The following is a 17209-nucleotide window of genomic DNA, read 5'->3' on the forward strand; positions in this document are numbered from 1 at the left end:
TGCGTACGGTCTGCGTGCGCTGCGTACGGTCCCGCTCAGTCGCCGATCAGGGCGTCCACGAACGCCTCCGGCTCGAAGGGCGCGAGGTCGTCCGGACCCTCGCCGAGGCCGATGAGCTTGACCGGGACGCCGAGCTCGCGCTGGACGGCGACGACGATGCCGCCCTTGGCGGTGCCGTCGAGCTTGGTCAGCACGATGCCGGTGATGTCCACGACCTCGGCGAAGACGCGGGCCTGGGCCAGGCCGTTCTGCCCGGTGGTGGCGTCCAGGACCAGCAGGATCTCGTCGAGCGGGCCGTGCTTCTCCACGACGCGCTTGACCTTGCCGAGCTCGTCCATGAGGCCGGTCTTGGTGTGCAGGCGGCCGGCGGTGTCGATGAGCACCACGTCGGCGCCCTCGGCGATGCCCTCCTTGACCGCGTCGTAGGCGATCGAGGCCGGGTCGCCGCCCTCGGGGCCGCGCACGGTGCGCGCGCCGACCCGCTCGCCCCAGGTCTGGAGCTGGTCCGCGGCAGCGGCGCGGAAGGTGTCGGCGGCGCCGAGCACCACGGAGCGGCCGTCGGCGACCAGCACGCGGGCCAGCTTGCCGGTGGTGGTGGTCTTGCCGGTGCCGTTGACCCCCACGACCATCACGACGCCCGGGGTGTCCACGCCGCTCTCGGTCTTCACCGCGCGGTCGAAGCCGGTGCCGACCAGGGTCAGCAGCTCCTCCTTGAGCAGGGCGCGCAGGTCCGCGGGGGTGCGGGTGCCGAGCACCTTGACCCGCTCGCGGAGCCGGTCCACGAGCTCCTGCGTCGGCACGACACCGACGTCGGCGATCAGGAGGGTCTCCTCGATCTCCTCCCAGGTGTCCTCGTCGAGGTGCTCGCGCGAGAGCAGCGTGAGCAGCCCCTTGCCGAGCGAGTTCTGCGACCGGGCGAGGCGGGCGCGCAGCCGGACCAGGCGGCCGGCGGTGGGCTCGGGCACCTCGATCTCGGGGGCGGCCGGAGCCTCGGGTTCGGCGACGGCGGGCGCCTCGGGAGCCGCAGCCTCCGCTTCGGGGAGGACGACCTCCTCAATGGTGCGGCGGGGCTCTTCCGCCGTCTCTACGGCGTCCTCCCCCACCTGCGGTTCGGCGGGCGGGGCAGTGATGGTCGGTGTGCTGGGCGGCGCCGGGGGCGGCAGCTGCTTCTTCTTGCGGCTGCCGACCACGAGCCCGCTGATCACGCCGACCGCGACCAGGGCGATGACTACAGCAAGGATGAGGATGTCCATAACGGATCCAGTATCGGCCACGGCCGCCCAAGCCCCCGGTTCCCGCAGTTCCGGCCGGGCCGTAAGCCTCCATTTGCGGCGTTAGCGGCATATCCACGATGATGGGCGACTTACCCGCATGCCTGCCGAGCCCGCCGACGGCGCGATACAGCAGCCGGCCGAGATCCCGGCCGACACCTCGGTCGAGACCCGCGGCCTCGAGCCCGTCCCGGACGGCGAGCGCAGGGGCCGGGTCCGCGAGCTCGTGCCCACCTGGGTGGCCGCCAACATCAGCGTGCTGCTGCTGACCATGGGCGCCGGTCTGGTGATCTTCAACAAGCTCAACATCTGGCAGGTGCTCGTCGTCGCCGTCGCCGCGCCCGTCGTCTCGTACGGGCTCGTCGGCCTGATCTCGATCGCCGGGAAGCGCGGCGGCGCCCCCGGGATGGCCCTCTCGCGGGCCGTGTTCGGCCAGCGCGGCAACCTCTTCCCCGGCGCCCTGATCTGGGTCGCCCGCTGGGGCTGGGAGACCATCAACGCGGTCAGCGGCGCGTTCGCCGTGCTCACGGTGCTGGACCTGCTGTTCGGCGTGCAGAAGAACACCGTGCTGATCGTGGTCACGCTGGTGCTCTTCGTCGGCTCCACCTTCCTGGTCTCCGGACTCGGCATCAGCGCGCTGCGCGTCTGCTCGACCTGGTCGACGTACCTCTTCGGCGCCTTCAGCGTGCTCGTGCTCGGCTACCTGGTCGTGGAGAGCGACTGGTCCGCCGTGTTCGACAAGCCGGCCGGCTCGACGGCGATGATGATCGCCGGCATCGGCACGATCGCCGCGGGCGGCATCAGCTGGGTCCCCTCGGGCCCGGACTTCACCCGCTACCTGCCGCGTACGGCCTCCGCCAAGGGCATGGTCGGCGCGACGATCGGCGGCGCGGCCGTCGTGGTGATCCCGATGGTGCTGATGGGCGCGGTCATGGCGGTCGGCACCCCGGACCTGGCCACGGCGCAGGACCCGGTCTCCTTCATCGGCAATCTGCTGCCCGCCTGGATCGCGGTGCCGTACCTGCTGATCGCGCTGGTCGGCATGCTGCTGATCAACTCGATGTCCATGTACTCGGCCGGCTTCACGGCGCAGACCCTCGGCATCAGGGTCCCGCGCGCGGCGGCCGTCAGCGTCAACGCCGTCATCAGCCTGGTCTTCGGCTTCCTGCTGATGGTGGTCGCGACCAGCTTCTTCGGCTCGTTCATCTCCTTCCTGACGCTCCTCGCCGTGGCCTTCTCCGCGTGGATCGGCGTCTTCGGCGTCGACATGCTGCGCCGGACCTCGTACGACGGCGAGGCGCTGCTGGACACCACCCGCAGCAGCGCCTACTGGTACCGGGCCGGGTTCGCCTGGCAGGCCATGACCGCCTGGGGCGCGGCCCTGGTCGTGGGGCTGCTCTTCACCAAGGTCGACTGGTTCGGCGGGCCGCTCGCCGACACCTGGACCGGGCAGAACGGCCTGGGCTGGGCGGCCGGCATCGTCACCTCCGGCGTGCTGTACGCCGTACTGCCGCGCACCCCGGCTCCGGCGGCCGGCGCGGCCGGGGCCGAGGAGCCCGCGCTCGCCGGATCCCTGTCCAACTGACGCCACGTCAGCTAACGTCCCCCTTCGCCCGCCCACCCACCTCCGGCGAAGGGGGACTCCTCCATGCCCATCACCGTGGCCCGGTTCAATCTCGTCGACCCGAACGGGACCCCCGAGACCCTCTCCGCCCGCTACAAGACCGCGCTGGAGATGGCGAAGTACGCGGACGACCGCGGGATCGACACGATCCAGACCGAGGAGCACCACGGCACCACCAACAACTGGCTGCCTTCCCCGTTCGCCTTCGCGGGCGCGGTCTTCGGCGCCACGCGCCGGATCGCGGTCACCGTCTCGGCGATCATCGGCCCGCTGTACGACCCGCTGAAGGTGGCCGAGGACATCGCGGTCCTCGACCTGCTGAGCGGCGGCCGCCTCGTCACGGTCGCGGGCATCGGCTACCGGCCCGAGGAGTACGAGCAGCACGGCGTCGAGTGGGGCCGCCGCGGCAGGCTCCAGGACGAACTGCTCGAAACCCTGCTGCAGGCGTGGACCGGCGAGCCGTTCTCGTTCCGCGGCCGCACGGTACGGGTGACCCCGGCGCCGTTCACGCAGCCGCACCCGCTGCTCCTGGTCGGCGGCAGCTCCCGGGCGGCGGCCCGGCGCGCGGCCCGGCTCGGGCTGCCGTTCTTCCCCAGCGCGCACCTGCCGGAGCTGGAGGCGTACTACCACGCGCAGCTCGCGGAGCACGGGACGGAGGGGTTCTGCATGATGCCGGCGGCCGAGACCCCGCTGCTGCACATCGCGGAGGACCCGGACCGGGTCTGGGCCGAGTACGGCGACCGCTTCCTGCACGAGGCGGGCATGTACGCGTCCTGGCAGTCCAAGGACATCCGCAGCGCCGTACGTTCGGCCGCACGCTCGGTGGCGGAGCTGCGCGCGGAGGGCGTGTACCGGGTCCTGACTCCCGACGAGGCGGTCGCGTACGCGCGGGGCGCGGGCGAGGCGGGGAACCTGGTGCTGCACCCGCTGTGCGGCGGGATGCCGCTGGACGAGGGCTGGCGCAGCCTGCACCTGCTGTGCGAACAGGTGCTGCCCCGGCTCAAGGACTGAGCGGGGGCAGCACCTGCCGTAGAGGAGAGGGAGTGTTGGCGGGGGTGGTTACCCCATCTCCTCCAACGCCTTGCCCTTGGTCTCCGGCACCCATTTGAGGATGAACGGGATCGAGAGCAGGGCGAAGAACGTGTAGATCATGTAGGCGCCCGACAGGTTCCAGTCGGACAGCGTCGGGAACGTGACGGTGATGAGCCAGTTGGCGATCCACTGGGCGGCGGCCGCCACACCGAGGGCGGCGGCGCGGATGCGGCCGGGGAACATCTCGCCGAGCAGCACCCAGACCACCACGCCCCAGGACAGGGCGAAGAAGAGCACGAAGAAGTTGGCGGCGACCAGGGCCACGATGCCCTGCGCATGCGGCAGGGAGATGTCGTCGCCGGTTCCGGACTTGAAGGAGAACGCCCAGGCCGCCGTTCCGAGCGACAGCGCCATGCCGACGGAGCCGATGAGCGCCAGGGGCTTGCGGCCGATCCGGTCCACGAAGACCATCGCGATCACCGTACCGATGATGTTCACGACCGACGTCTCGAAGGAGTACAGGAACGAGGAGCTCGGGTCGATGCCGACCGACTGCCACAGCGAGGAGCTGTAGTAGAAGATCACGTTGATGCCGACGAGCTGCTGGAAGACCGAGAGTCCGATGCCGACCCACACGATGGGCAGGAAACCGAAGCGGCCGCCGAGCAGGTCCCTGAAGGTGGACTTGTGCTCGGACCGCATGGCGTGGTCGATCTCGCGGACGCGGGCGTCGGCGTCGATGCCCTTGCCCTCGACGTCCCGCAGGACCTCCTTGGCCTTCTCCGTGCGGCCGACCGAGACCAGGAAGCGCGGGGACTCGGGAATGGCGAAGGACAGCACCCCGTAGAGCACGGCCGGGACGACCATCACGCCGAGCATCCACTGCCAGGCTTCCAGGCCGCCGATCTCGCCGCGCTGTTCGCCGTCGGCGAGGTTGAGGATGCCCCAGTTGACCAGCTGCGAGACGGCGATGCCGATGACGATGGCCGCCTGCTGGAAGGAAGCCAGCCGGCCGCGGTAGGCGGGCGGGGAGACCTCTGCGATGTAGGCGGGGCCGATGACCGAGGCCATGCCGATGCCGAAGCCGCCGATCACGCGCCAGGTGGCGAGGTCCCAGAGGGCGAACGGGAGGGCCGAGCCGATGGCGCTCGCGGTGAACAGGACGGAGGCGATCTGCATGCAGCGGATACGGCCGATCCGGTCGGCGATGCGCCCGGCGGTGGCCGCGCCGAAGGCACAGCCGATCAGTGCGGCGGCGATCACCTGGGCGAGGGCGCCCGAGCCGACGTCGAAGCGGTCGCGGATGGCCTCCACGGCGCCGTTGATGACGGAGCTGTCGTAGCCGAAGAGGAAGCCACCCATGGCAGCGGCCGCGGTGATGAAGATGACGTGGCCGAGGTGGTCGGGCTGGGCCGCGCTTCCACCGCCCGACGCGGGTGCGTTCGCTGTGCTGGTCAAGGTGCGCTCCTGGGCCCGGCGGCGACGGCGGGCTGTGTGGGGTCTCGTTGTTGCTTGCTCGTGTTCCTCTAGTGGCGCACAGCAAACTGCTTGCCACCACCTGAACGTCAACACGGCACAGCAGAGCCTATGACTTCACTTCCTGAAGTCAATAGGGGGGATGAACCCGATTCCTCACAGAGCTCACTCAAGTGCTCCGACACATGTGTTCATTAAGTGAAGCGAAGGTCAACGAAGTCGCTGGCTGATGACCTTGGAGACACCGTCGCCCTGCATGGAGACGCCGTACAGCGCGTCGGCGACCTCCATCGTCCGCTTCTGGTGGGTGATGACGATCAGCTGGGAGCTCTCCTGGAGCTCCTCCATGATCCGGATCAGCCGCTGCAGATTGGTGTCGTCGAGCGCGGCCTCGACCTCGTCCATCACGTAGAACGGGCTGGGCCGGGCCTTGAAGATGGACACCAGCAGGGCGACGGCCGTCAGCGACCGCTCGCCGCCGGAGAGCAGGGAGAGCCGCTTGACCTTCTTGCCGGGCGGCCGGGCCTCGACGTCCACCCCGGTGGTCAGCATGTTGTCGGGGTCGGTGAGGATCAGCCGGCCCTCGCCGCCGGGGAACAGCCGCGAGAACACGCCTTCGAACTGCCGGGCCGTGTCCCGGTAGGCCTCCGTGAACACCTGCTCGACGCGCTCGTCGACCTCCTTCACGACCTGAAGGAGATCGGCCCGGGTCTTGCGCAGGTCCTCGAGCTGCTCGCTCAGGAACCGGTGGCGCTCCTCCAGCGCCGCGAACTCCTCCAGGGCGAGCGGGTTGACCTTGCCGAGCTGCTGGTACGCCCGCTCGGCCGCCTTGAGCCGCTTCTCCTGCCGGGCGCGTACGAAGGGTCCCGGCTCGGCGTCCTCGTCCGGCTCCTCGCCCTCGGCGGGCGGGCTCGGCGGCACGGGCTGGTCCGGCCCGTACTCGGCGACGAGACCGGCGGCCTCGATCCCGAACTCCTCCAGCGCCCGCGTCTCCACCTGCTCGATGCGCAGCCGCTTCTCGGCGCCGAGCACCTCGCCGCGGTGCACGGAGTCGGTGAGCTTGTCGAGCTCGCCCTTGAGGTCGCGGCCGCGGGTCCGGGCGTCGCCGAGCTCCCGCTCCCGCAGCCCCTTGGCGTGCTCGGCGGCGGCGCGCTCCTGTTCGGCCCGGCGCAGCGAGACCTCCAGGTGTGCGAGCAGCTGCCGGGCTCCGTCGGCGACGGCGCGGGCCACCTCGGACTCGTGGCGCAGCCGGGCGCGGCGCCGCTCGGCGCGGGCCCGGGCTTCCCGCTCGGCGCGTGCGCCGCGATCCAGGGAATCGGCCCGCCCGGCCAGCCCCTTGACCCGTTCCTCATGGGTCCTGAGCTGCAGCCGGGCCTCCATCTCGGTCTGCCGGGCGTTGGCCCCGTCGGCGGCGAGCCGGTCCCGCACGGCGGTGTCGGGCTCCTCCGCACCACCATCCCCGACGGGGTCATCCTCCTCGGCGATCGCCAGTCGTTCGGCGCACTCCTCGACCTCGGCCAGCGCCTGCTCCAGCGCGTCCTGGGCCTTGGCCGCGGCGGCGGCGCTGCGCTCGGCCTCGCCGGCTGCACCCTTCGCCTGCCCGGCGAGCCGCCCCAGCTGCTGCGCCACCCCGGCCCGGGCCTGCTCCCCGGCCCGTCGGCGCTCGCCGATCTCCTCCACCCGCGCGACGAGTTCCCGCCGCAGGGCCTGGGCGGCATCCCGGCGTGCACCGAGCTCCACGCACTGCGTGTCGAGCCGTACGAGCTCTGCCTCCGCCTCGTCGACGGCGGCCTGCACCTCGATCAGACTGGGCACCCCGGCGGAACCCCCGTGCGCGAGGTGCGCGCCGAGCACGTCCCCGTCGAGGGTCACGGCAACGAGGTCGGGCCGCGTCCCGACCACCCCTTCGGCCTCGTCGAGCGTCCGGACGACGACGTACTCCCGCAGCACCCAGCCCACGGCCCGTACGACCTCCGCGTCCCCCTGCACCAACCCCACGGCGGGCAACGCCGCCACGCTCGGCGCGGCTCCCTGCCCGCCCGCGCCAGGCCACCCCGGCCCAGCCGGCGCGGGTTCCGGGGCGGAGCCCCGGTTTCGGGAGGGGGCGGGGTGGGGGAACGCTCCCCCCGGCCCGATGCGGTCGCCGGCAGACTCCCCGGGGACCGGGGACGCAGCCGAGGGGCCGCCCACGCCGACGGCGGCCTGGCCCGGCACGCCGGTGGCCACGGCCCCGGGAAACGGGGGCCCGGCCGAAGAGCCCGCCGGGTACGCGGCATCCGCGCCCGCGGCGGCCTCACCCATCGGGCCGCCCGTGGCCGACGCCCGGCTCGGGAACGGGATCCCGCCCTCCGGAGCCCGGGCACCCGCGCCCGCGGCGGCCTCGCCCACCGGGTACGCGGCATCCGCGCCCGCGAGCGCCTGGCCCGGGATCGGGATACCGGGCGACGGGTCCGGCCGGGGCGCGATGAGGAGGGTGGCTCGGCCCGCGTCCGCGTCCCGCAGGTGGCGGATGGCGTCGGCCGCCGCCCCCGGGGAGGTCACCGCCAGCGCGTCCGCCGCCGCGCCCAGTGCCGCCGCCACCGCGACCTCGTACCCCGGGGTCACCGTCAGCCGTTCCGCGGCCGGCCCCAGCAGCCCGGCCAGCCGCTCCCGCGCCGCGAGCAGCGCCCCCGTGCCGTCCTTCCTCCGCAGCCCCAGCGCCAGCGCATCCCGCCGCGCCGACACCGCCGCCCGCGACTTCTCCGCGGCCGTCACCGCCTCCCGCGCCGCCGTCTGCGCGGCCTCCGCCGCCGCGAGCTCCGCCCGCGCCGCGGCGTACTCCTCGTCCACCGCCGGGTCCTCGAGCCCGCCGACCTCCTCGGCCAGCGCTTCGTACTCCGCCTGCGCGGCCCCGGCCCGGGACTCGGCCGCGTCCCGCGCCGCCACCAGCCGGTCGATCTCCGCCTGTGCGGCCCCCGCCCGGGACCGGGCAGCGCCCAGCCGCCCCGTCAGCCGCGCCAGCGCTTCGCGCCGTTCGGCGATGGCCCGCGCCGCGTCCCGCAGCCGCCGTTCTTCCCCGGCCAGCGACCGCTCCAGTTCCGCCCGGTGCTCGACGGTGTCCTCCAGCGCCCGCGAGGCCGCCTCCAGCGCGGCCGTCAGCTCCGCCTCCTGCTCGCGGATCCGCGCGGCCTCCCGCTCCATGTCCTCCGGATCGCGGCCGCGCCGCTCGTCCTCCGCCGGAGCCGAGGCCGACTTGACCCGCGCGTCGGCCAGGGACGCGGTCCCCCGTACCCGCTCGGCCAGCTGCGACAGCTCGTACCAGGTCTGCTGGGCCCGCTGGAGCCGCGGCGTCAGCTGCCGCACCGTTTCCTCGAGCTGCGCCTCGTGCCGCAACGCCTCAGCGAGCTGGGCCTCGGCCGCCTCCTTGCGCTCCTTCAGCGCCGCCTCGTCCGCGATCTCCGCGTCCAGCGCCCCCCGCAGCGTGACCAGGTCGTCGGCGAGCAGCCGCAGCCGTGCGTCGCGCAGGTCGGCCTGGATGACGGCGGCCCGCCGGGCCACGGCGGCCTGCCGCCCCAGCGGCTTCAGCTGCCGCCGCAGTTCGTCGTTGAGGTCCTGCACGCGCGCGAGATTGGCCTGCATCGCGTCCAGCTTCCGCAGCGCCTTCTCTTTGCGCTTGCGGTGCTTGAGTACGCCGGCCGCCTCCTCGATGAAGGCGCGGCGGCCCATCGGATCGGCGTGCAAGACGGAGTCGAGCTGGCCCTGGCCGACGATGACGTGCATCTCGCGGCCGATGCCGGAGTCGGAGAGCAGTTCCTGGATGTCGAGCAGCCGGCAGGTGTCGCCGTTGATCTGGTACTCGCTGCTGCCGCCGCGGAACATGATCCGCGTGATGGTGACCTCGGCGTACTCGATCGGCAGGGCGCCGTCGGAGTTGTCGATGGTCAGCGAGACCTCGGCGCGCCCGAGCGGCGGCCGCCCGGTGGTCCCGGCGAAGATGACGTCCTCCATCTTGCCGCCGCGCAGGGACTTGGCCCCCTGCTCCCCCATGACCCAGGACAGCGCGTCCACCACGTTGGACTTGCCCGAGCCGTTCGGGCCCACGACGCAGGTGATGCCGGGCTCGAAGCGCAGGGTGGTTGCAGAGGCGAAGGACTTGAAGCCACGCAGGGTCAGGGACTTGAGGTGCACGCCGCCGGACTCTACCTTTCGCGTTCGGTTTCACCCATGAAGGTGCAGGGCACAACTGACGCTAAAGGAATCGGCCGCCCCACCTGGCCCAACGCTCTCGCGCTCGCCTGGCGCGGTGGTCGACCACGCGGTGGTCAAAGAAAGAAGGGACGCCGGAGCGTCCCTTGCAGATCATGCGGGGCTGTAGTCGTGCGACGAGTTGAGCGCGGATCAGGTGAGCGTCAGGTGAGCGCAGGCTCCGCCTGGGGTACGTCGATGTCGATGCGGTCCAGCAGCGAGTCTCCGTGCTGAGCGGCGGCCGCGTTCAGCGCGTCGTTTTCGGACTGAATCCGTACGAGCTCGGACTCGAGGTCCTGGACGCGCTGCTGAAGCCGTCGCATCTCGGCGAGGAGTCGCGGATCGGAACCGCCGACGTAACCGAGAAGCGCCTTTGCCATGATGGATGGTCCTCCACACTGAGTGACCGACCGAAGCGGTGTGGGTCGTGAGGGAATCGCACCCGCGGATGTCCGGCAGCGACTGTGAGTCACTGCGCTTACTAGTACCAGCACTGCCAAACAGCTCAGGTGCGCGGGGCTTCCAGCGTCTCACCAAAAAGTTTGACGGTCAACACGATCACGCCCCGTATCGGCGGGCAGCCCGGCTCTCCCAAGGGTTGTGGAGATCGTCCGCTCCTTCGAGCCTTCCACGGTTCGGGCCGGCCGGCAACGCGTCGACGGCGAACGTGCAGATCCGACCGGGTACGGACCACCGGGAGATGTGATCAGTACATGATCAGTCGATCGGTCACCGCATGGCGAAACCGTCGTAGCCACCGCGCGGTGTGCCCCAGATCTCTGTCACTCCGTCCACCCTCCCGGGCGTGTCGGCGGAGCGCAGCCAGTCGAGCAGCCGGTGGCAATTCTCACGTTGACCTTCGGCCACCACCTGCACTCGTCCGTCGTCGAGGTTGAGCGCGAACCCGACGACTCCGCCGATCTCCAGCGCATTGGCCCTGGTGAACCAGCGGAAGCCCACTCCCTGTACACGGCCGCGCACCCAGGCGGTCAGGCGGACATCTTCGTTCATGCGTGAACGCTAACCGGGCGAAGAGTTTCGGCCCACATCGCCCCCGCGCCCCATGGCGTACAGTCGCGCAGCAATGAACTCACCCATTTGGGTGAGTAAGGGATGATCTTGAGCTGCAAGGAAGGTACGCGCCGATGGGACGCCACCGACTCCCCGCCGCACCGGACCGCGGCGACAGGCGCCGCACCCTCGTACGGGGCGGCCTGCTGGGCGTCTCCGTGGCCGTGGCCCTCGGCACGGCGGCGGTGACCACCGGCATGGTGCCGGTCAGCACCTCCTTCCCCTATGTCGGCGTCAGCGCCGACAGCCCGGCCGCCGCGACGCGGCCCGAGGCAGCGGCCTCGCCGAGCCCCCGCACCGCGCCCGAGCAGCAGAGCGGCCTGGCCAACCTGTCCGGCCGCGCCTCCTCGGGCCCCGACACGAGCAGCCCGTCCCCCTCGGCCTCCCCCTCGCCGTCGACCTCTCCTTCCCCGTCGGCCTCGCCGAGTCCCTCCGCCTCGCCCACCCCGTCCGCCTCCGCCTCCACTTCGGCCCCTGCCAAGCAGGCGCCGAAGCCGGCGCCGAAGCCGGAGAAGAAGCCGGACCCGGTTCCGGTGCCGCCGAAGCCCAAGCCGGCCGCACCCAAGCCGCCGGCCCCGCCCGCCCCGACGCCCGACGACGGCCACTCCGCGGAGGAGTCCGCCGTACTCGCCCTGGTCAACCAGGAGCGCGCGCAGGCAGGCTGCGGTCCGGTCCGGGCGAACCCGCCGCTCGCGGCGCTGGCCGGAGCCTTCAGCAAGGACATGGCCACCCGCGGCTTCTTCGACCACACCGACCCCGACGGGAACACCCCCTGGGACCGCGCCACCCAAGCGGGTCTCTCCGGCCTCGGCGGCGAGAACATCGCCCGCGGCCAGGGCGACGCCCAGGCGGTCATGAACGCGTGGATGAACAGTCCGGGCCACAAGGCGAACATCCTCAACTGCGAGTTCCGCACCCTGGGCGTCGGCGCCCACTTCGCGGCCGGCGGCCCCTGGTGGACCCAGGACTTCGGCTTCTAGCCGCGGCACCGCGGCGAGCACTTACCAACCGAAAGCGCACGCTTCTGGCGAGCGCTGTGCGGAGTTAAGCTGGTCGCCATGGAGACACAGCTTCCGTTCGACGCCTTCGCGCGCGCGTGCCCGTCCCGGGAGACGCTGGAGCACGTCACGGGCCGCTGGGGCAGCCTCACCGTGGGCGCCCTGCGGGACGGCTCGTGCCGCTTCAACGAACTGCGCCGCAAGGTCGACGGCGTGAGCGAGAAGATGCTCTCCCAGACCCTGCAGGCGCTGGAGCGCGACGGCATCGTCCACCGCGAGGCGCAGCCGACGAACCCGCCGCGCGTCGACTACGAGCTGACCCCGCTCGGCATCGAGGTCGCCGACCGGCTGCTCGCCCTCATCCACTTCCTCGAGGGCAGCATGCCCCGGGTACTGACCGCCCGGGAGTCCTACGACGCGACGCGCGGCGGCCGCTGACAGCGCGGGCAGAAGTAGCTGGACCGGTTCATCCACGGGCGGCGCCGCATCGGGGTGCCGCAGCGCCGGCAGGGCTCGTCCTCACGCCCGTAGGCGTCGAGCGAACGGTCGAAGTAGCCGGACTCGCCGTTCACGTTGACGTAGAGACTGTCGAAGCTGGTGCCGCCGACTTCGAGGGCCGCGTTCATCACGTCCCGCACATGCCCGAGGAGTTCCGCGCTCCGGGGGCGCGTCAGCGTGGCGGTGGGGCGCTCGTAGTGCAGCCTGGCCCGCCACAGCGCCTCGTCTGCGTAGATGTTGCCGACCCCGCTGATCAGGGACTGGTCCAGCAGGGCCCGCTTGACGGTGGTCCGCCTGGCGCGCAGGGCCGCGTGGTACGCCGCCTCGTCGAAGAGGGGGTCCAGCGGGTCCCGGGCGATGTGCGCGATGACGTCGGGCAGCCCGTCGGCCGTGTTCTCGTGGAGCGAGAGACCGCCGAAGGTGCGCTGGTCGACGAAGCGGAGCTCGGTCCCGGCGGTGTCCCGGAAGCGCACCCGGATGCGCAGGTGCTTCTCGTCGGCCGCCTCCTCGGGCTGCACGAGGAGCTGTCCGCTCATGCCGAGGTGCCCGAGCACGGAGAGGTCCCGCCCCTCCAGGGGCAGCCACAGGTACTTGCCGCGCCGCTGCGCGACCCCGATCGTCTCGCCCGTCAGCCGCGCCGCGAAATCGGCCCCGCCGGCGGGGTGTCGGCGTACCGCGCGCGGGTGCAGCACCTCGACGGCCTCGACGGTCCGGCCGGCCACCCAACGCTCCAAGCCCCGCCGTACGACTTCGACTTCGGGCAGCTCGGGCACGGCGGTCCTCCGGATGGGGTGCGTTCTGGTCGCTCCCGGCGAGCGTACCGGCCTGCCCCGCCGGGCCCGGAAACGGGTCCGCCCGCCCCTGCGCGGCAGGGACGGGCGGGAGATCCCGAAGGAAGGGCTCAGCCGTTAGGCGTCGGTTTCGGCGGGCGTCGGCGACCCGCCGTCCTCGGCCGGGGCCTCGGTGTCGGCCGGGGCCGCCACCGTGACCTTTGCGGCCGCGGAGGCAGCGGCTTCCGCCGCGATCCGCTCGTCCGCCTTGGCACGGATACCGCGCCAAGCGGATTCCGCAGCCTGCTGTTCCGCTTCCTTCTTGCTGCGGCCGGTGCCGGTGCCGTACGAGACACCACCGACGCGGGCGGCAGCGGTGAAGGTCTTCTCGTGGTCCGGACCGGTCTCGGTGACCAGGTATTCCGGCACGCCGAGGCCTTCGGCCGCCGTGAGCTCCTGGAGACTGGTCTTCCAGTCCAGGCCGGCCCCGAGGTTCGAGGACTTCTCGATGAGCGGGTCGAAGAGCCGGTGGACCAGCTCCGAGGCCGCTTCGAGGCCCTGGTCGAGGTAGACCGCGCCGATCACCGCTTCAAGGGTGTCGGCGAGGATGGAGGCCTTGTCCCGGCCACCCGTGCCCTCTTCACCCCGGCCGAGCCGGATGAAGGAGCCGAGGTCGAGGCCGCGCCCGACCTCCGCCAGTGCGCGCGAGTTGACCACCGCGGCCCGCAGTTTGGCCAGCTGGCCTTCGGGCAGGTCGGGGTGGGTCGTGTACAGCGTGTCCGTGACCACCAGGCCGAGCACGGAGTCCCCGAGGAACTCCAGACGCTCGTTGGTGGGCAGACCGCCGTTCTCGTACGCGTACGAGCGGTGGGTCAGTGCACGCACCAGAAGGGCGGACTCGAGTCGATACCCGAGCCGCCCTTCCAGAAGCGTGTGGGACGAGGCCGCGTTGTTACTGTCTGCCTGCTTCTCAGCGTTGGACAGCTCAGACATTGCGCCTCTCACCAGCCGCTCAGACCTCGAGGACCTGGCGCTTGTTGTAGGTGCCGCAGCTCGGGCACGCGATGTGCTGGAGCTTCGGCTCCTGGCAACGCTCACACGAAACCAGGGTGGGGACCGCAGCCTTCCACTGCGACCGGCGGTGGCGCGTGTTGCTGCGCGACATCTTCCGCTTCGGAACAGCCACGGCTACTTCTCCTGCTTCTCGGCGGCGCTCTGAACGTCGTCAGATGCAGTGCCGCTCATGTTGTCCTTCTCGCCGTCCTGATCGGTCACGACGAGTTCCTGCAATGCCGCCCAACGGATGTCGACGGCGTCATGGTGGTGGTCCGGGTCGTCGTTCAGGCTGAGCCCGCAATCGGGGCACAGTCCGAGACAGTCCTCCCGGCACACCGGCTGCATGGGCAGTGCGAGCACCACCACATCCCGCAGCACGGGTTCGAGGTCGAACAAACCGTCCTCGAGGAAGAGCGTGTCCTCGTCGTCCTCGGCGTCGTCGGCCGGCTCCGCCTTGGTGCGGCTCCGGTCGTCGGCGTCAGGGTACGAGAACATCTCCTGGAAGTCCGCCTTGAGCTCGCGCTCGACGGGCTCCAGACACCTTACGCACTCCCCTACGGCCGATGCACGGGCGGTGCCTGTGACAAGCACCCCCTCCATGACCGACTCGAGGCGGAGACTGAGCTTCAGCGGGGCGCCTTCCGGTACCCCGATGACGCCGACGAGACCGAGGTCCGCCGGTGCCGCGATCTCACGGGACAGCCGCTGCATGGCACCAGGACGCCGACCCAGCTCGTGCGTGTCGAACACGAGAGGGTTGCGGTGGTCGAGGCGGGTATTCAGGGCCGTTCCTGCTTTCACAGATCGCTGAAGATCAAGATTTCCGCCACTTGCGGGCAGCATGGATCGCGGTGCATACGCGCGACCGAAGAGCCAGGATACCCGGCGCTTCGCTCTGAGCCCAATCCGGCCCTAGCGTCCCTGTTCGTACTGGCGCAGCTGGTCCAGGTTGATCATGCTCGTGTCGAAGAAGCTGGTCTCGTCGAGGGCGGGCTGCTGGGGCTGCTGCTGCGGGGCCTGCGGCTGCTGCGGGTAGGCCGCATAGGGGTCCGGCTGCTGCTCGTAGCCCATCGTCGCGTACGGATCCGGCTGCTGGACCTGCTGCTGGTAGCCGTAGGGGTCCTGGTAGCCGTAGGCGTCGTGCTGCTGGGACTGCTGGTGCTGCGGGTAGCCGTACGCGTCGTACGCGGGCTCCTGCTGGGCCTGCGCCGGGATCGCGGGACCCATGGGGGCCGCCGGCTCCGCCAGGCCCGCCAGGAAGTCCGCGTCGCTCGCCGAGCGGGACTGCTGCGCGCCGGCGGCGTCCTGGGCGGCCATGTGCGCGCCGAGGTCGTCCGTGGGCACCCGGCCCAGCAGCTTCTGGCGGCCCCGGCCGACCGCCTCGAGGGTCTTGGAGAGCACCGCCTCGAAGGTCGCCAGCTTGGTGTCCACGTACGCGTCCGCCTGCTGCCGCTGCGTCTGCGGATCGTGGCTGCGCTCGGGCGCGTCCGCGTCGGGGTAACCCTGGTCGTCCAGGCCCGGGCCGCGGCCCAGCAGCTTCTCGCGGCCGCGGTCGACCGAGCCGATGGTCTTGGTGAGCACGACCTCGAAGTTCGCGAGCTTGCTGTCGACGTAGTCGTCGGCCTCGGCCCGGATCTCCTCGGCCTCCCTGCGGGCGTCCGCCAGGATCCGGTCCGCCTCCGCCTGGGAGCGGCGCGCGACCTCGGTGTCGGAGATCAGCGAACCGCGCTGGGCGTGCGCGGACTCGATGATGCGCTCCGCCTCGCGGCGGGCGTCCTCGACCATCTGCTCCCGGCCGCCGATGAGCTCCTGCGCCTGCGCGAGCGAGCCGGGGAGCGCCTGGCGGACCTCCTCGAGCTGGGCGAGCAGCTCGGCGCGGTTGATCACGCAGGAGGCCGACATGGGCATGGACCGGGCGCCGCCGACGGCCGCGACGATCTCGTCGAGCTTCTTCTGCACGTCCATGGGGGCTCGCACTCTCTCGGCCTCGGGCGGTTCCTGAGACGGACGGGACGACTGTAAGGCCACCGGGCGAAGGCCCGACACCGACTGACGGCCCGTCAGCCGGTCAGCGGCCGGCGAGCCGCTCGGTCAGCGCCGCGTGCACGTGCGGCGGCAGCAGGTGGGCGACGTCGCCGCCCCAGGTCGCGACCTCCTTGACCAGGGAGGAGGACAGGAAGCTGTAGGTGGGGTTGGTCGGCACGAACAGCGTTTCGACGCCCGAGAGCCCCATGTTCATCTGGGCCATCTGGAGCTCGTAGTCGAAGTCGCTGACGGCGCGCAGGCCCTTGACGATGGCCGGGATGTCGCGCTGCTTGCAGAAGTCGACGAGGAGGCCGTGGAAGGACTCCACCTCGACGTTGCCGTAGTCGGCGGTCGCCTCGCGGATCAGCTCGATCCGCTCCTCGACGGTGAACAGCCCCTGCTTCGACTGGTTGATCATCACGGCGACGTGGACGACGTCGTAGAGCCGGGAGGCCCGGCCGATGATGTCGAGGTGTCCGTTGGTGATGGGGTCGAACGACCCGGGACAGACGGCTCGGCGCAACTTGGGTCCCTCGCTCTTCGGTGCGGGCATCATGAGTCTTCGCTGGTGAAGGCGGCGCGGCCGTACCAAAGGGTGCCTTCGCCGTACTTGCGGGAGCGCAGCGGCTCGAACCCCTCGGGCCATGGGAACGCACCGCTCCTCGTACCGCGCTCCACGGTGACGAGCGCATCGTCCGTGAGCCAGCCATTGGCGCGGAGTGTGAGGAGGATCTCGCCAAGATCGCCGTGCTCGACGGCGTACGGCGGGTCCAGGAAGACGACGTCGTACGGGTCCCCGCCCGCCGCGGCCGCCACGATCTGCTCCGCCTTGCCGGCCCGGAACTCGGCGCCGGGCAGGCCCAGCGCCTTGATGTTGTCCCGGATCGCCTTGGCGGCCTTGGCCTCGGGCTCGACCAGCAGCGCGTGCGAGGCGCCGCGGGAGAGGGCCTCCAGGCCGACGGCGCCGGAGCCGGCGTACAGGTCGAGCACCCGGGCCCCCTCGACGCCGTGCAGCGACTCCCAGGTCGAGAACAGGCCTTCGCGCATCCGGTCCGAGGTCGGCCGGGTGCCGGTGCCCGGGGGCACGGTCAGCCGTCGCCCGCCGGCGCTGCCGGCGATCACGCGGGTCATCTGGGGTCCTTCGGTACGACGGTGATGGCTACT

The 17209-nt window shown here is 71.6% G+C and carries 16 protein-coding genes; 4 read left to right on the forward strand and 12 right to left on the reverse strand.

All coding sequences use genetic code 11. The annotated features are described in order from the left end of the window. Positions 1 to 35: 35 nt before the first annotated feature. Positions 36 to 1253, reverse strand: a complete 1218-nt coding sequence (ftsY, locus tag IF09_RS0122555; RefSeq protein ID WP_030298475.1) for a signal recognition particle-docking protein FtsY — start codon at positions 1251 to 1253, stop codon at positions 36 to 38. A gap of 118 nt (positions 1254 to 1371) precedes the next feature. Between ftsY and IF09_RS0122560 the strand changes: the two genes are divergently transcribed. Continuing rightward, positions 1372 to 2856: a cytosine permease gene (locus IF09_RS0122560; RefSeq protein WP_051832739.1), complete on the forward strand. Its 1485-nt coding sequence runs from the start codon at positions 1372 to 1374 to the stop codon at positions 2854 to 2856. 63 nt (positions 2857 to 2919) lie between these two features. Further along, positions 2920 to 3906 carry an LLM class flavin-dependent oxidoreductase gene (locus tag IF09_RS0122565; protein WP_030298478.1) on the forward strand — a complete coding sequence of 329 codons (987 nt, stop codon included), beginning with the start codon at positions 2920 to 2922 and terminating at the stop codon, positions 3904 to 3906. Positions 3907 to 3954: 48 nt separating this feature from the next. On the opposite strand, the gene IF09_RS0122570 is transcribed toward IF09_RS0122565, so the two are convergent. From IF09_RS0122570 to IF09_RS0122585, 4 genes are all read right to left on the reverse strand, one after another. Continuing rightward, the gene (locus IF09_RS0122570) at positions 3955 to 5385 is read right to left on the reverse strand and encodes a sugar porter family MFS transporter (protein ID WP_030298480.1); all 1431 of its coding nucleotides are present in this window, start codon (positions 5383 to 5385) and stop codon (positions 3955 to 3957) included. Positions 5386 to 5613: 228 nt separating this feature from the next. Continuing rightward, positions 5614 to 9570, reverse strand: coding sequence for an AAA family ATPase (locus tag IF09_RS0122575; RefSeq protein WP_030298482.1), 3957 nt, complete (start codon positions 9568 to 9570; stop codon positions 5614 to 5616). A gap of 221 nt (positions 9571 to 9791) precedes the next feature. Then, entirely contained in the window at positions 9792 to 10007 is a 216-nt protein-coding gene (locus IF09_RS0122580) for a hypothetical protein (protein WP_030162422.1), read from the reverse strand. Positions 10008 to 10356: 349 nt separating this feature from the next. After that, entirely contained in the window at positions 10357 to 10638 is a 282-nt protein-coding gene (locus tag IF09_RS0122585) for an acylphosphatase (RefSeq protein ID WP_030298484.1), read from the reverse strand. 134 nt (positions 10639 to 10772) lie between these two features. On the opposite strand from IF09_RS0122585, the gene IF09_RS0122590 reads away from it, so the two are divergent. Both IF09_RS0122590 and IF09_RS0122595 read left to right on the forward strand, forming a co-directional pair. Beyond that, positions 10773 to 11678: a CAP domain-containing protein gene (locus IF09_RS0122590; RefSeq protein ID WP_030298486.1), complete on the forward strand. Its 906-nt coding sequence runs from the start codon at positions 10773 to 10775 to the stop codon at positions 11676 to 11678. Between the two features lie 78 nt (positions 11679 to 11756). Next, the gene (locus IF09_RS0122595; RefSeq protein ID WP_030298488.1) at positions 11757 to 12134 is read left to right on the forward strand and encodes a winged helix-turn-helix transcriptional regulator; all 378 of its coding nucleotides are present in this window, start codon (positions 11757 to 11759) and stop codon (positions 12132 to 12134) included. Here the strand turns inward: IF09_RS0122595 and mutM are convergent. The 7 genes from mutM to rsmD all read right to left on the reverse strand — a co-directional run bounded on the left by mutM (position 12107) and on the right by rsmD (position 17176). Continuing rightward, complete coding sequence (gene mutM, locus IF09_RS0122600; protein WP_030298490.1) at positions 12107 to 12967, reverse strand: bifunctional DNA-formamidopyrimidine glycosylase/DNA-(apurinic or apyrimidinic site) lyase; 861 nt, start codon at positions 12965 to 12967, stop codon at positions 12107 to 12109. The two genes, IF09_RS0122595 and mutM, sit on opposite strands and share 28 nt — an antisense overlap. A 135-nt stretch (positions 12968 to 13102) precedes the next feature. Beyond that, entirely contained in the window at positions 13103 to 13957 is an 855-nt protein-coding gene (gene rnc, locus IF09_RS0122605) for a ribonuclease III (protein ID WP_030298492.1), read from the reverse strand. A 19-nt stretch (positions 13958 to 13976) separates the two neighbouring features. Further along, a complete protein-coding gene (gene rpmF / locus IF09_RS0122610; protein WP_003965982.1) occupies positions 13977 to 14150 on the reverse strand; it encodes a 50S ribosomal protein L32 in 174 nt (57 codons plus the stop codon). Positions 14151 to 14152: 2 nt separating this feature from the next. Then, complete coding sequence (locus tag IF09_RS0122615) at positions 14153 to 14863, reverse strand: YceD family protein (protein WP_051832740.1); 711 nt, start codon at positions 14861 to 14863, stop codon at positions 14153 to 14155. Positions 14864 to 14932: 69 nt separating this feature from the next. After that, positions 14933 to 15985: a DivIVA domain-containing protein gene (locus IF09_RS0122620; protein WP_030298497.1), complete on the reverse strand. Its 1053-nt coding sequence runs from the start codon at positions 15983 to 15985 to the stop codon at positions 14933 to 14935. 103 nt (positions 15986 to 16088) lie between these two features. Continuing rightward, a complete protein-coding gene (gene coaD / locus IF09_RS0122625) occupies positions 16089 to 16568 on the reverse strand; it encodes a pantetheine-phosphate adenylyltransferase (RefSeq protein WP_199828019.1) in 480 nt (159 codons plus the stop codon). 29 nt (positions 16569 to 16597) lie between these two features. Then, positions 16598 to 17176 carry a 16S rRNA (guanine(966)-N(2))-methyltransferase RsmD gene (gene rsmD / locus IF09_RS0122630; RefSeq protein WP_030298500.1) on the reverse strand — a complete coding sequence of 193 codons (579 nt, stop codon included), beginning with the start codon at positions 17174 to 17176 and terminating at the stop codon, positions 16598 to 16600. Positions 17177 to 17209: the final 33 nt, after the last annotated feature.

Source organism: Streptomyces katrae, assembly GCF_000717655.1.
In the GTDB taxonomy this organism is placed as follows: domain Bacteria; phylum Actinomycetota; class Actinomycetes; order Streptomycetales; family Streptomycetaceae; genus Streptomyces; species Streptomyces katrae_B.

Coding starts and splice junctions, on each gene's coding strand:
- IF09_RS0122560 (WP_051832739.1), top strand. CDS start 1,372: ATGCCTGCCGAGCCCGCCGACGGCGCGATACAGCAGCCGGCCGAGATC.
- IF09_RS0122580 (WP_030162422.1), bottom strand. CDS start 10,007: ATGGCAAAGGCGCTTCTCGGTTACGTCGGCGGTTCCGATCCGCGACTC.
- IF09_RS0122595 (WP_030298488.1), top strand. CDS start 11,757: ATGGAGACACAGCTTCCGTTCGACGCCTTCGCGCGCGCGTGCCCGTCC.
- ftsY (WP_030298475.1), bottom strand. CDS start 1,253: ATGGACATCCTCATCCTTGCTGTAGTCATCGCCCTGGTCGCGGTCGGC.
- IF09_RS0122565 (WP_030298478.1), top strand. CDS start 2,920: ATGCCCATCACCGTGGCCCGGTTCAATCTCGTCGACCCGAACGGGACC.
- IF09_RS0122585 (WP_030298484.1), bottom strand. CDS start 10,638: ATGAACGAAGATGTCCGCCTGACCGCCTGGGTGCGCGGCCGTGTACAG.
- IF09_RS0122615 (WP_051832740.1), bottom strand. CDS start 14,863: ATGCTGCCCGCAAGTGGCGGAAATCTTGATCTTCAGCGATCTGTGAAA.
- rnc (WP_030298492.1), bottom strand. CDS start 13,957: ATGTCTGAGCTGTCCAACGCTGAGAAGCAGGCAGACAGTAACAACGCG.
- IF09_RS0122620 (WP_030298497.1), bottom strand. CDS start 15,985: ATGGACGTGCAGAAGAAGCTCGACGAGATCGTCGCGGCCGTCGGCGGC.
- rsmD (WP_030298500.1), bottom strand. CDS start 17,176: ATGACCCGCGTGATCGCCGGCAGCGCCGGCGGGCGACGGCTGACCGTG.
- IF09_RS0122590 (WP_030298486.1), top strand. CDS start 10,773: ATGGGACGCCACCGACTCCCCGCCGCACCGGACCGCGGCGACAGGCGC.